This is a genomic window from Nocardia sp. NPDC058176, from assembly GCF_042883805.1.
Classification (GTDB): Bacteria; Actinomycetota; Actinomycetes; order Mycobacteriales; family Mycobacteriaceae; genus Nocardia.
Window position 1 is genome coordinate 1 of sequence record NZ_JBHVVA010000010.1, and the last position, 12242, is coordinate 12242.

At 70.0% G+C, this 12242-nt stretch carries 14 protein-coding genes; 7 read left to right on the top strand and 7 right to left on the bottom strand.

Annotated elements, in window-relative coordinates; genetic code table 11:
• Positions 1–444: 444 nt before the first annotated feature.
• Complete coding sequence (locus tag ACFVVM_RS31700; protein WP_387625847.1) at positions 445–588, top strand: hypothetical protein; 144 nt, start codon at positions 445–447, stop codon at positions 586–588.
• Positions 589–754: 166 nt separating this feature from the next.
• Positions 755–1852, top strand: coding sequence for an adenosine deaminase (locus ACFVVM_RS31705; RefSeq protein ID WP_387625849.1), 1098 nt, complete (start codon positions 755–757; stop codon positions 1850–1852).
• Between the two features lie 58 nt (positions 1853–1910).
• Here ACFVVM_RS31705 and ACFVVM_RS31710 read toward each other — a convergent pair whose 3' ends face one another.
• From ACFVVM_RS31710 to ACFVVM_RS31730, 5 genes are read right to left on the bottom strand one after another with little or no spacing between them, the layout of a single operon-like run.
• The gene (locus tag ACFVVM_RS31710; RefSeq protein WP_387625851.1) at positions 1911–3152 is read right to left on the bottom strand and encodes a primosomal protein; all 1242 of its coding nucleotides are present in this window, start codon (positions 3150–3152) and stop codon (positions 1911–1913) included.
• Positions 3153–3172: 20 nt separating this feature from the next.
• Positions 3173–3526, bottom strand: a complete 354-nt coding sequence (locus tag ACFVVM_RS31715) for a YbaB/EbfC family nucleoid-associated protein (protein ID WP_387625853.1) — start codon at positions 3524–3526, stop codon at positions 3173–3175.
• The gene (locus ACFVVM_RS31720; protein WP_387625855.1) at positions 3523–3876 is read right to left on the bottom strand and encodes a hypothetical protein; all 354 of its coding nucleotides are present in this window, start codon (positions 3874–3876) and stop codon (positions 3523–3525) included. Before ACFVVM_RS31720 ends, ACFVVM_RS31715 begins: the two co-directional genes overlap by 4 nt.
• Positions 3873–5003, bottom strand: a complete 1131-nt coding sequence (locus ACFVVM_RS31725; RefSeq protein ID WP_387625857.1) for an NlpC/P60 family protein — start codon at positions 5001–5003, stop codon at positions 3873–3875. The genes ACFVVM_RS31720 and ACFVVM_RS31725 overlap by 4 nt, the downstream gene beginning before the upstream one ends.
• Positions 5000–5329: a hypothetical protein gene (locus ACFVVM_RS31730; protein WP_387625859.1), complete on the bottom strand. Its 330-nt coding sequence runs from the start codon at positions 5327–5329 to the stop codon at positions 5000–5002. The genes ACFVVM_RS31725 and ACFVVM_RS31730 overlap by 4 nt, the downstream gene beginning before the upstream one ends.
• Positions 5330–5471: 142 nt before the next feature.
• On the opposite strand from ACFVVM_RS31730, the gene upp reads away from it, so the two are divergent.
• Both upp and ACFVVM_RS31740 read left to right on the top strand, forming a co-directional pair.
• Entirely contained in the window at positions 5472–6095 is a 624-nt protein-coding gene (upp, locus tag ACFVVM_RS31735) for a uracil phosphoribosyltransferase (RefSeq protein WP_387625861.1), read from the top strand.
• 40 nt (positions 6096–6135) lie between these two features.
• Complete coding sequence (locus ACFVVM_RS31740; RefSeq protein WP_387625863.1) at positions 6136–6549, top strand: DUF4913 domain-containing protein; 414 nt, start codon at positions 6136–6138, stop codon at positions 6547–6549.
• A gap of 10 nt (positions 6550–6559) precedes the next feature.
• Here ACFVVM_RS31740 and ACFVVM_RS31745 read toward each other — a convergent pair whose 3' ends face one another.
• Both ACFVVM_RS31745 and ACFVVM_RS31750 read right to left on the bottom strand, forming a co-directional pair.
• Positions 6560–8074 carry a phospho-sugar mutase gene (locus ACFVVM_RS31745; protein WP_387625865.1) on the bottom strand — a complete coding sequence of 505 codons (1515 nt, stop codon included), beginning with the start codon at positions 8072–8074 and terminating at the stop codon, positions 6560–6562.
• Complete coding sequence (locus ACFVVM_RS31750) at positions 8075–8854, bottom strand: purine-nucleoside phosphorylase (protein WP_387625867.1); 780 nt, start codon at positions 8852–8854, stop codon at positions 8075–8077.
• Between the two features lie 104 nt (positions 8855–8958).
• Between ACFVVM_RS31750 and ACFVVM_RS31755 the strand changes: the two genes are divergently transcribed.
• Genes ACFVVM_RS31755 through ACFVVM_RS31765 form a run of 3 tightly spaced genes read left to right on the top strand, consistent with a single transcriptional unit; the run spans position 8959 to position 12212 of the window.
• On the top strand, positions 8959–9660 hold the full coding sequence (locus ACFVVM_RS31755; RefSeq protein ID WP_387625869.1) for an enoyl-CoA hydratase-related protein: 702 nt from the start codon (positions 8959–8961) through the stop codon (positions 9658–9660).
• A gap of 48 nt (positions 9661–9708) precedes the next feature.
• Positions 9709–10911 (top strand): M20 family metallopeptidase, encoded by a 1203-nt coding sequence (locus ACFVVM_RS31760; RefSeq protein ID WP_387625871.1) that lies wholly within the window; start codon positions 9709–9711, stop codon positions 10909–10911.
• Entirely contained in the window at positions 10908–12212 is a 1305-nt protein-coding gene (locus ACFVVM_RS31765; protein ID WP_387625873.1) for an amidohydrolase, read from the top strand. The genes ACFVVM_RS31760 and ACFVVM_RS31765 overlap by 4 nt, the downstream gene beginning before the upstream one ends.
• Positions 12213–12242: the final 30 nt, after the last annotated feature.

A 12242-nucleotide genomic window follows, 5' to 3' on the forward strand; every position in this document is an offset into this window, starting at 1 on the left:
GCTGTGTTTGTTGGAGCGCTGGCGCGCTCGAGTCGCGGCCCCGAGGGGCCGCCGGTTAGGCACCGCGGCTTGCTCCTTCGTCGCGTACGCCGCGGCGCCTAACCGGCGGCCCGGCCGCGACCGGCCACTGCGTGGCCGCCGCTCCTCGAGGTCGCGGGTGCGGGGCTGGGAGTGCGGTCATGGCGGACTTAGGTGTTGGTGATGGGGCTGGGAGTGCGGGAGGTGGCGGACTTCGGGCTCTGGTGATGGGGCTGGGAGTGCGGGAGGTGGAGGACTTCGGGTGTGGGTGTGGCTGGGAGTTCGGGAGGTGGCGGGCTTCGCACGGTGTGATGTGTGGGCTGGCAATGCGGCAGGTGGCGGGCTCTCCGCGGGGTGGTGTGCGGGGCTGGCTAAGAGTGCGGTGGGCTCCGATGGACTGGGTGCGGGGCAGGTAGGGCAGTAGTGGTGGCTGGTCAGGCGCTGCTGACGTTGCACACCGATACGTCCGAGTCGTTCGGTGGTGCGCTTGCCGCGCTGGACGGGGCGGTCGCGATCGAAGCGGTGCCCGGCAGCAAGCCGGGGGAGTTGGTTCTCGGGCGGGTCGGGTAGACCTTCGCCGTGTGGTGATTCCACCACTGATCTCGCGAGAACATGGGTAACTCACCGGGTACGGGCAAACCCGCTCAGCCCTCAACCGCCGCTCGCCAATGTAACCGGTGAAACCGACTGAGTCTGGCCAGAAGACGCGGAGAGGCGGAGGAGCTACCGTTTGAACATGACTGGACCGATGCCCCTTGACCTTGCTTCGATCCGACAAGCGCCGAAGGCTCTGCTGCACGATCACCTCGACGGTGGTTTGCGGCCGGCGACGGTGCTCGAGCTGGCCGCTGAGTGCGGCTATGACCAGTTACCCGCTCACGATGCCGAGAGTTTGGGGGCCTGGTTTCGGGATGCCGCCGACAGTGGGTCGTTGGAGCGGTACCTGGAGACGTTCGCCCACACCGTCGCGGTGATGCAGACTCCGGAGGGTTTGCGCCGGGTGGCGCGTGAGTGCGCGATCGATCTCGCCGCCGACGGTGTGGTCTACGCCGAGGTGCGGTTCGCCCCGGAACAGCACCTCGAGAAGGGGCTGACTCTCGACGAGGTGGTCGAGCACACCCTCGCGGGGTTCCGGGAAGGTGAGGCCCTGGCCGCGGAGCAGGGCAATGTCATCCGGGTGACCTGTCTGCTCACCGCCATGCGGCACGCGGCGCGCTCGCGCGAGATCGCCGAGCTGACGGTGCGGTTCCGCGACAGCGGTGTCGGCGGGTTCGACATCGCGGGCGCCGAAGCGGGATTCCCGCCCACCCGGCACCTCGACGCCTTCGAATACCTGCGAGCCAACCACGCGCACTTCACGATTCACGCGGGTGAGGCGTTCGGATTGCCGTCGATCCACGAGGCGCTGGCGTTCTGCGGTTGCGACCGGCTCGGCCACGGCGTGCGCATCACCGACGACATCGTGGTCCCCGGCGCCATCGAGGACGCGCAGCTCGGGTTGGTCGCCAACTATGTGCGCGACATGCGGGTGCCATTGGAGCTGTGTCCGTCCTCGAACGTGCAGACCGGCGCGGTGCCCTCGCTGGACAAGCACCCGTTCGACCTGCTGGCACGCCTGCGCTTCCGGGTCACCGTGAACACCGACAACCGGCTGATGAGCGACACCTCCATGAGCGAGGAGATGCTCAAGCTGGTCGACACCTTCGACTACGGCTGGAGTGACCTGGAACGGTTCACCATCAATGCCATGAAGTCGGCGTTCATCCCGTTCCCGGACCGGCTGAAGATCATCGACGAGGTCATCAAGCCGGGGTACGCCGTCCTGCTGGGATGAACGACATCGGGGGTGGCACCTGTGCAGGTGCCACCCCCGATGGTCTCGTCTCGTCAGCTCACTCGGTGACCAGGCGCGCTTCGAAGACGCGCTGCAGGTCGCGGAACTGCTGGGCCTCGGTGGCGAACGGCGGGTTCGGCGCCATCCGGTTCGGGTCGGGGTTGAGCAGGTAGGAGACGTACCAGCCGAGCGGATTCGACGGGGCCAGCGCCTGTTCCACGCTGTCGTCGTCGGCGTAATCGGCGGCGTCGCTGAACAGTTCGACAGCCAGGTCGAGCTGTTCGACGTCGACCGCCTCGGGACCCTCGGCCAGATCCTCGACCAGACCGGTGAGCACGTAGACGTTCTCGTCGGTCACCTCGACCTCGAGCGAGCCGTCGACCGCGGCGGTCTGCACCTCGGCGAAAGTGGAGACCCTGGCGAGCTCGTGTTCGTGATCGTCGGCCAGGTAGCGGGCCAGCGCGCGCTCGGAGGCGAAGACCGTGATGGTCCGGCCGTTGCCGAGGAAGATCGGCTCGTCGTCGAGGTAGCAGCGCAGCGTGTACTGCTCGCCGTCGGAGGTGACGATCTTGACCGGGTCGATGCCGACCTCGTTCCAGAACGACTCGTCCTCGTCCTCGTCGTCCTCGGCGGTGAGGTCGACGTTCTCGAACTCCTCGTCCTCCTCGGCGACATCGTCGGCGTCGACCACGTTCTCCTCGGCGGCCAGCAGCTCGGCCTCGGCGACGGCGACCGCGGCCGCGTCGACCTCGGGGGTGCTGACGACGCTGTCGATCGCGTCGAGGACGTCGTCCCAGCCCTTGACGATGGCCGCGCCGACCTGGTCCCAGAGCTCCTCGCCGTCACGCCCGACGAAGGTGCTCGCCCCGCTGGCCAGCGCGCCGAGCACCGGGTTGGACCCGAAGAACTTGGTCACCACGTCGAGTTCGCACACCTCGCCGATGTTGCGCACCATCGCCAGGGTGTCCTCGAGCTCACCGATGGCCTCGACCTCGGGATCGCCCGCGGCCAGCTCCGGCACGGCGACCAGATCGAAACTGAAGTTCTCCTCCGGCTCCAGCTCGGCGGCCGACAGACCGGCGATGACCGCCCAGGACGGGTGGTCGACGAGGTCGTTGTCGGAGTTGGTGCGGATGAACGCCGCCAGCTCCGCAACGGACTCGAATCCGTAGAGGTCGTCCTCGTGACCGAGGAACGCCTCCCACTCGTCGTCACCGTCGCGCCAGCGCGGTGCCCACAGGGTGACGAGATCGCCATCGGTCAGACCGAGCTCGATCGGGACGATGTCTCCAGAAGCCATGACGCGAAGCCTATCGAGCTTCAGCGCCGCGCACTATCCGGCCCGGGTGCTAACTGATCGGCCGGTACCGCACTCGCGCCGGTGAGTGATTCGTTCAGTGTCGCAATGATGTTGGAACGCTCTGCCCCGGCGCCCTCGGTGGCCTGTTTGCAGGCGTGCAGGATCAGCTGCGCGGCCTCGGGGGGAGCGAGTGCGGTGATGCCTTCGTCGAGGGTCAGCGCGACCAGTGCGCCGTCGCTGTTCACCTCGGCGGTGACCAGGCCGTCCTCGGTGGTGAAACGCCCGTTGACCTGCTTCAACCCGTACAGCGCAGCCTCCAGCGCCTCGAGTTTGTCGGTCACGCCCTTGACCAGGGCGTCCATCTCCGCACTCACAGTGGCCTCATCCAACTCGTCTGACCGGTGTCGGCGTCGTCGATGCGGTCGAGCTCGTCGACGGCCTGGCGCCGGGTGGGCAGGTTCATCTTGTCCAGCAGCTCGTCGGGGATCTGCGCCTGCTCGCTGTAGACCTCGCGCAGCCGGGCCGCCGCGGCGATGGTCGAGCGCCGGGTCAGGCGCAGGATCTCGTCGGCGAGCGCTTGGGCGCCGTACTGGTACTCACTGCGCTCGAACTTGATCGCGATCGGCAGACCCATGCTGGTCGCGCGGACCGAGATCGTGCCCGACCGGTTGCTGCTGACCGCGGACTCCACATTGGGAACCTCGGGGATCGGCGTGCCGGTCATGAGGTTGGCCTGTAGAAGCCGTAGAACTCCATGCCACTGTTCTCCGTTCGGATGGAACTGATCGAGACGGGATCGCCCGCCTCGACGAGCTGCCCGTTGCCGACCACCATGGCGACGTGGCCGTCCCACACGGCCAGATCGCCCGGCATCAGATCACCGGGGGACACCTGGGGGTTGCCGATGTGCTGCTCCTGGGCGAGCCGGGGCAGTTCGACCCCGGCCTCGCCGTAGGCGTACTTGGTGAGGCCGCTGCAGTCGATACCGGAGCCCGGGGTGTTGCCGCCCCAGACATACGGCGTGCCGACGGCGCCGATGGCCGAGCGGACCGCGGTCGCGGCCTCTTCGTTGGGCGCCTCGACGACGCTGCCGTCGGGCAGGGTGATCTTGACGCCGGTGCCGCTCGACCCGGTCGAGGAGCCGGATCCGGTCGATGGCTGACCGGTGCCGCCGGTGGTCCCGCCGGTGGCGGCCGGTGTGCTCGCGCCGGTGAGCGCCGAGGACGCCGACGACGACACGGCGCCGAGCACCGAACTGCCGGTGCTCGCGACCGCGGACAGCAGGTTCGAACCGAGCGAGGACGCGGCATTGGTCGCGCCACCGGAGACACTGGCGGGCGCGACGCTCGACGGCGCCGGGGTGAGCTCCTGGATCGCCGCGGTCTGGGTGCCCAGTTCGTCCTGCACCCGGCCGACGACGCCGAGGCCCTGGCCGATGTGGTCGATCGCGGAGCTCACCACGGCGGTGAGGCCGACCGGCGTGCCGAGGGTGGGTGCCAGCTTGGACACGTCGGTCAGGAACGAGTTGACGATCCCGTCGAGTTCCTTCTGCCCGGTCTCCACGTAGGCCGCGGCCTGGTCGACCACGGTCGCCATCTCGGTGCCGTTGTCGGACAGGGTGGCCGAGGAGGTCTGCACGCGCAGGGCCTTGGCGGTGGCCGCGTCGACGGCCTGGCCGTCCCACGCGGCGTTCACCGCGTTGATCCCGGAACGGCCGAGCTGGTGGATCTGGTCGAGATTGGTGGAGGTCGCCCGCAGCCCGTCGGAGGCGCCCCCGGTGCCGACCACTCCGCTACCGAAGCTCGACAGCAGGTCGTAGAGCGGTTGTGCGATGCCGCTGAGGTCGATCATGCGCCCGCACCGAGCCCGCCGGTCGCCGACCCGAGGGCGGCGGCGTTGTTCAGGTCGGTGTCGACGAGCGTGGCGGCGGCGCTGGCCGTGGCCGCGCCCATGCTCGCCATGACGGCCGACAGCTGACCGATGGCCGCCACGTGGCCGAAGTGCGCGGCGGAGTAGGCCGCCACGAAATCGCCGCCGATCAGGCCCATGATCGGGCCGAGCAGGGTGGGGTCGGAAGCGACCGCACCGGCCGCCGCGGTGGCCAGGTCGGTGGCCATGACCTCGGCAGTTCCGCTATAGGCGACGATGCCCTCGGCATCGGCCGACATCTTTACCATCGAACTTCCCCCAATCCTCGAGTTCCCGGGCAGAGTACGTCATTCAATAGCTTCGACGCACCGGCGCCGCATTCGGTTCCCTCGACCGCGAAATTTCCCCAGCAGTCGCACCGGAACCGCCTGGCGACCCTATCGTTTTTTCATGCGCACCGACACTGTCGACCATCCGCTCGCCGCCACGCTGCTGAGCACCATGCGGGACGCCCGCTCCGACAACGCCACCTTCCGCAATGCTCTGCGCGATCTCACCGGCATCCTCATCTACGAGGCGCTGCGCGACGCGCCGGTCGTGCGCGCGCCGATCGACACGCCGGTCGCGGTCACCGAGGGCGTGCGCCTGGCCGCGCCGCCGCTGCTGGTCCCGGTCCTGCGGGCCGGCCTCGGCATGGTCTACGCGGCCGCCGATCTCGTGCCGGAGGCCCGCGTCGGTTTCGTCGGCATCGCCCGCGACGAACAGTCCCACGAACCCGTGCCCTACCTGGAATCGCTGCCCGAGGACCTCACCGGCCTGCCCGTCTTCGTCCTCGACCCGATGCTGGCCACCGGCGGCTCGATGCTCTACACCCTCGAACTCCTCGCCGCCCGCGGCGCCACCGACATCACCGCCGTCTGCGTCGTCTCCGCCCCCGAAGGCGTTGCCGCCCTGGCCGGCTCGGGCCTCCCGGTCCGCCTGGTCACCGCCGCGATCGACGAGAAACTCAACGAGCACGCCTACATCGTCCCCGGCCTCGGCGACGCGGGCGACCGCCAGTTCGGCCCGCGCTGAATCCGTTCCGGGTGTCGGTGCCCTGTGCGATCCTTCGTCCATGGGGGAAACAGAGTCCGAGGCCGAGCCCGCCTACGGCGATGTCATGGCCTGGTTCGACGGCTATTTCATCCAGGTTTTCGGCGACTCGCTGGGATACCGGTCCGGCGACGGGATCCCGTGGTGTCCGCAGTGGTGGCGACATCCCAGCGTGGCCATCCGGCTGGACGCGCTGTGGCGTTCGTGGGAGGTGGCCCGGCACGGTGGCGGGCTCGGAATCAGCTTCTGGTTACTCGATCACGCCGACCCGCACATCCGCGCGCTGACCTCGGAACGCGGGCCCTTTCGGCACTGCTCGATCGAACATGGGCACCGTGCCACCGAATCGTTGCCGGTCGAGGCTCCGGAGGACAACGGTCTGCTCTTCGGCGACCCGGCGGTGCGTCGGAACGTGCGGGATCCCAAGCGCCCCTGAACCACTCCGATCACGCTCGGCGGGCCACCGTGTCCAGCGTGCGGCAGTGGTCGGCCAGTGCGGTCAGCCGGGCCTCGGCGTCGACACGAGCCCGCGGGAGGTCCGCGGCCGCCGCGACGGGCGCGAAGACCTCCAGGTAGCACTTGAGTTTCGGCTCGGTGCCCGAGGGTCGGATGACGATGCGGAAGTCGTCGGCGTCGAAGATCAGCGCGTCGGTGCGCATGCGGCCGCGGACCTGGGACTGGTCGGTGAATTTCACCGGGGTGCCGGCGATCTCGCTGGGCGGGTCGGCGCGCAGGAGCGCGGTGAGGGCGCCGGCCGCGGCCTGGTCCGGCAGGCGAAGGGAAACCTGGTCACCCGCGTGCAGGCCGAATTCGACGGCGTAGGAGTCCAGTTCGGCGAGCAGGGAGCTGCCCTGCGCCTTCAACAGGGCGACCAGGTCGGCGGCGGCCACGGCGGCGGAGATGCCGTCCTTGTCGCGGACCTTCGACGGGTCGACGCAGTGGCCGATGGCCTCCTCGTAGGCGTACACCAGCCCGTCACCCGCTCTGGCCAGCCATTTGAAGCCGGTGAGGGTCTCCGCGTAGCGGGCCGAGCGGGCGGCCGCCAGCTTCGCGAGCAGGCGCGAGGAGACGATGGTGGTGGCGACCAAGGGGTCGGCGGGGGCGGTGCGCAGGACGTAGTCGGCCAGCAGCACGCCGGTCTCGTCGCCGCGCAGCATCCGCCAGCCCCGCGGACCCGGCACGCCGAGAGCGCAGCGGTCGGCGTCGGGGTCGAGGGCGATGGCGAGGTCGGCGTCGACCCGCTCGGCCAGCGCGAGCAGCAGGTCGGCGGCGCCGGGCTCCTCGGGGTTCGGGAAGGCGACGGTGGGGAAGTCGGGATCGGGGGCGAACTGCTCGTCGACGACGTGCACATCGGTGAACCCCGCCGCGGCCAGCGCCCGCACCGCGAGCTCCCCGCCGACACCGTGCAGCGCGGTCAGCGCGATCCGCACCTCGGCCCGCTCACCGGGCCCGCCGAGGAGCCGGGGCAGTTCGGCCACCCGCGCGAGATACCGGTCGACCAGCTCCGCGCCGGAGGTCGAAACCGGCTCCCTGGCAACAGGTTCGGCCACGACCTCGATGGCCTTCTCGATCTCGGTGTCGGCGGGCGCGATGAGCTGCGACCCGCCGTCGAGATACACCTTGTACCCGTTGTCGGCGGGCGGATTGTGCGAGGCGGTGATCTGCACACCGGCCACCGCGCCCAGCTCCCGCACCGCGAACGCCACCACGGGCGTCGGCACCGGTTCGGGCAGCAGCGTCACCGGGAAGCCCGCCGCCGTGAAGATCTCGGCGGTGGCGGTGGCGAACTCGGCCGACCCGTGCCTGGCATCGCGCCCGACGACCACCGCCCCGCCACCGAGGCACCGGTCCCGCAGCCAGGCGGCCAGCCCGGCCGTGGCCCGCGACACCGTGGTCACGTTCATCCCGTCCGGGCCCTCGCGCAGCGGTCCGCGCAGGCCTGCGGTCCCGAAGCGCAGCATCTACACGCGCTCCAGGATCCCGCGCAGCAGCTTGCCGAGCCGGGGCGCGGCCGCCTGCCCCTCGGCGAGCACCTCCGCGTGCGACAGATGCTCGCCGGTGACGCCCGCGGCCAGATTGGTGACCAGCGAGATGCCGAGCACCTTCGCGCCGCGTGAGCGCGCCTCGATCGCCTCGAGCACCGTCGACATGCCGACCAGATCGGCGCCGATCGTGGCCAGCATCCGGATCTCGGCAGGCGTCTCGTACTGCGGACCGGTGAGCCCGGCGTAGACACCGTCGCTCAGACTCGGGTCGATCTCCCTGGCCAGCGCCCGCAGCTCCGGGTCCCAGGCATCGACCAGGTCGACGAATCGCGCGCCCTCGAGCGGGGTCCGCGCGGTGAGATTGAGGTGATCGGCGATCAGCACCGGCTCGCCCACCTGCATACCGGGCCTGATCCCGCCCGCGGCATTGGTGAGCAGCACGATCTCGGCGCCGGCGGCGATCGCGGCGGTCACCGGGTGCACGACCTGCTGGGGTGTGTAGCCCTCGTAGAGATGCTGACGGCCCATCAGCAGCAGCACGTTGTTGTCGTTCACGGTGAGCGAATGCACCATGCCCCCGTGCCCCTGCGCACCGGGTTTGCCGAAGCCCGGTAACTCCGGCATGGCGATCGAGGCATGCGGCGCGCCGATCTCGGCCGCTGCCTCCTGCCACCCCGATCCCAGCACCACGGCCACGCGATGACGCGGCACTCCCGTACGTTCGGCAATCGCCTGAGCGGCCTGTTCGGCAAGCATGGAGTGAGTCTATGTCCCGGCATCCGACCCTGCCCGGCCTGTTCCACCCGGTCGGGGATACCCGCGAGTAAGTACTTGCCCAGCTGCGGTTTATTCTTCCCTGCATGCCGTATTTGGAGCGCTCCGGTGACGTATTCGTGCTGTACCTCGGAAACGAGGGACAGACCGACAACGAGAACCGATTCTCGCCGGACTGGATCGATGCCTTCCACGCCGAACTCGACAAGGTCGAGGCGTCCGAGGGCGCGGCCGCGCTGGTGACCGTCGCGACCGGCAAGTTCTACAGCAACGGTCTCGACACCGACTGGGTGTTCGGCAACCTGGACAAGATCCACGGCTACCTGGACCGCGTGCACACCCTCTACACCCGCCTGCTCACCTTCCCCCTGCCGACCGTCGCCGCGATCAACGGCCACGCGTTCGGCGCGGGCGCCATGCTGGCCCTCTCGCACGATTTCAGCGTGATGCGCGGTGACCGCGGGTTCTGGTCGCTGCCCGAGGTGCACCTCGGCATGCCCTTCACCATCGGCATGAACGGCCTGCTCAAGGGCCGTCTCGCCAACCAGGTGTGCGTGCAGGCCATGACCACCGGCCACCGTTTCGGTGCCGACGAGGCCATCGCCGCGGGCATCGTCGCCGCCAAGGCCGACGCCGAGGAGGTGCTGCCCGCCGCGATCGCGCGCGCCGCCGCGCTGACCAGCCTGCGCAAGCCGATCAGCCCGATCATCAAGACCGCCCTGCACGCCGAGGCCCTCGCCGCGCTGGCCACCCCGGTCACCCCGGAGAACCTGCCGTTCGGCAACTGAGCACTCGCCGGTGCGCCCCGGTCCGGCACTGATGCGAGACTGGAGGGTATGGCACCCTCGCGCACCGGCGAACGCTCGGCCACCGCGTCCGATGCCGCGATCCTCGCGGCCTCGGCCGAACTGATCGGCCTCTCGCACGCGATTCACGCCGAACCCGAGCTCGCCTTCGCCGAGACGCGCAGCGTCGCCAAGGTCCTCGCACCGCTGGTCGAGCGCGGTTTCGCGGTCACCACCGGCGTCGCCGGCCTGCCGACGGCGTTCCGCGCCGTCTACGGCAGCGGCCCGCTGACCGTCGGCATCTGCGCCGAATACGACGCACTGCCCGAGATCGGGCACGCCTGCGGGCACAACATCATCGCCGCCTCGGCCGTCGGCGCCGCGCTCGGGCTGGCCGAAGTGGCCGATCCGCTCGGCCTGACCGTCATCGTGCTCGGCACCCCCGCCGAGGAGAGCGGCGGCGGCAAGATCCTCATGCTGGAGGCGGGCGCCTTCGACGACATCGCGATGGCGATGATGGTGCACCCCGGCCCCGCCGACATCGTCGGCGCGCGCTCACTGGCCCTGGCCGATCTGGCGATCACCTTCCACGGCCGCGAGGCGCACGCCAGCGCCGCACCCGAACTGGGCCGCAACGCGGGCGACGCGGTGACGCTGACCCAGGTTGCCCTCGGCTTGCTGCGCCAGCATCTCCGTCCCGGTCAGCAGCTGCACGGTATAGTGTCCGACGGTGGCGTAGCCCCCAACATCGTGCCCGGCCGCGCGGAGTTGCTGTACTACCTCCGCGCTGCCGATTCCGCTTCCCTCGACGACCTGATGCGCCGAGCGAAGGCGTGCTTCGAAGCGGGTGCCCTGGCAACCGGCTGCACGCACGACATACGGACGCTCGCGCCCACCTACACCGAGCTCACGCCCGATCCGGTTCTCTCGGCGCTCTACCGCGCGCAGCTCACCGGACTGGGCCGGACGCCGATCGCGCCCGAGCTCGAGGTGCTGCGTCCGCTCGGCAGCACCGACATGGGCAACGTCACCAACGTGATCCCCGGCATCCACCCGGTGATCGGCATCGACGCCGACGGCGCGGTGACCCATCAGCCCGAGTTCGCGGCCGCCGCGGTGAACGCCTCGGCCGATCGGGCGGTGCTCGACGGCGCCCTCGCGCTTTCGCGTACCGCTGTCGCGATGGCGCGCGATGAAGTACACAGGGACAGATTGTTACAACGGTTGCTCCAACGACAGGAGGACATTCGGTGAGCATTTCCGGCCATTCGGACACCGCACGCGCAGGCGCCGAAGCGCTATCGAGGGGCCTGGCCGAGCACGCCACCCACTCGATGATGCGTGAGAACGCGGCGTGTCCGACCCTGCCGGACACCGAACACGCCGGCCTGTCCGGCCCGGAGATCGTCGAGTCGTGGCTGGCCGAGCACACCGCCGACCTGGTGCAGTGGCGTCGCCACATCCACGCCAACCCCGAGCTCTCCCGCGCGGAGTTCGCCACCACCGAGTTCGTCTCCGGCTGGCTGACCAAGGCCGGGCTGACCTGGGAGGTACTGCCCGGCGGCACCGGTCTGCTGTGCGATTTCGGCCCCACCGACCGGCCCCGGATCGCGCTGCGCGCCGACATGGACGCGCTGCCGATGCAGGAGTTCACCGGCCTGAGCTTCGCCTCGACCGTGCCCGGCGTCTCGCACGCCTGCGGTCACGACGCGCACACCACCGTGCTGCTCGGCGCCGCGCTGGCGCTGGCCGAGGCCGAAGCCACGCTGCCGGTCGGGGTGCGGCTGGTGTTCCAGCCCGCCGAGGAAGTGATGCCGGGCGGTGCGATCGACGCGGTCGCGGCCGGTGCGATGGACGGTGTCGACCGGATCTTCGCCCTGCACTGCGATCCCCGGCTCGAGGTCGGCAAGGTCGGCGTGCGCACCGGGGCCATCACCTCGGCCGCCGACACGGTCGAGCTGGTGTTCGACTCGCCGGGCGGGCACACCTCGCGTCCGCATCTGACCAGTGATCTGGTCTACGCCATCGGCACCGTCATCACCGGTCTGCCCGGGCTGCTGAGCCGCCGCGTCGACCCGCGGACCAGCACCGTGATGGTGTGGGGCGCGGTCAGCGCTGGCAAGGCGCCCAACGCCATCCCGCAGACGGGCATGCTCACCGGCACCGTCCGCACCGGCGATCACGCGACCTGGCTGCTGCTGGAACCGCTGGTCCGCGAGATCATCGACGGTCTGCTCGCGCCGACCGGGGTGCGCTACCAGCTCAACTACAAGCGGGGCGTGCCGCCGGTGGTCAATGATCCGACCTCGGCGCTGATGTTCGAGAACGCGGTGCTGGCGATGGGACCGGACGCGCTCGCCGACACACCGCAGTCCGGGGGCGGGGAGGATTTCTCCTGGTATCTGGAGGAGGCGCCGGGCGCGATGGCGCGGTTGGGCGTGTGGCCGGGGACCGGGGAGCAGCTGGACCTGCATCAGCCGACGTTCGACATCGACGAGCGGGCGTTGGCGGTGGGGGTCCGGACCTTGGCCAACATCGTCCTGCAGGCAGGCTGACCACGATTCCGTGCCGGTATCCGTACCGGC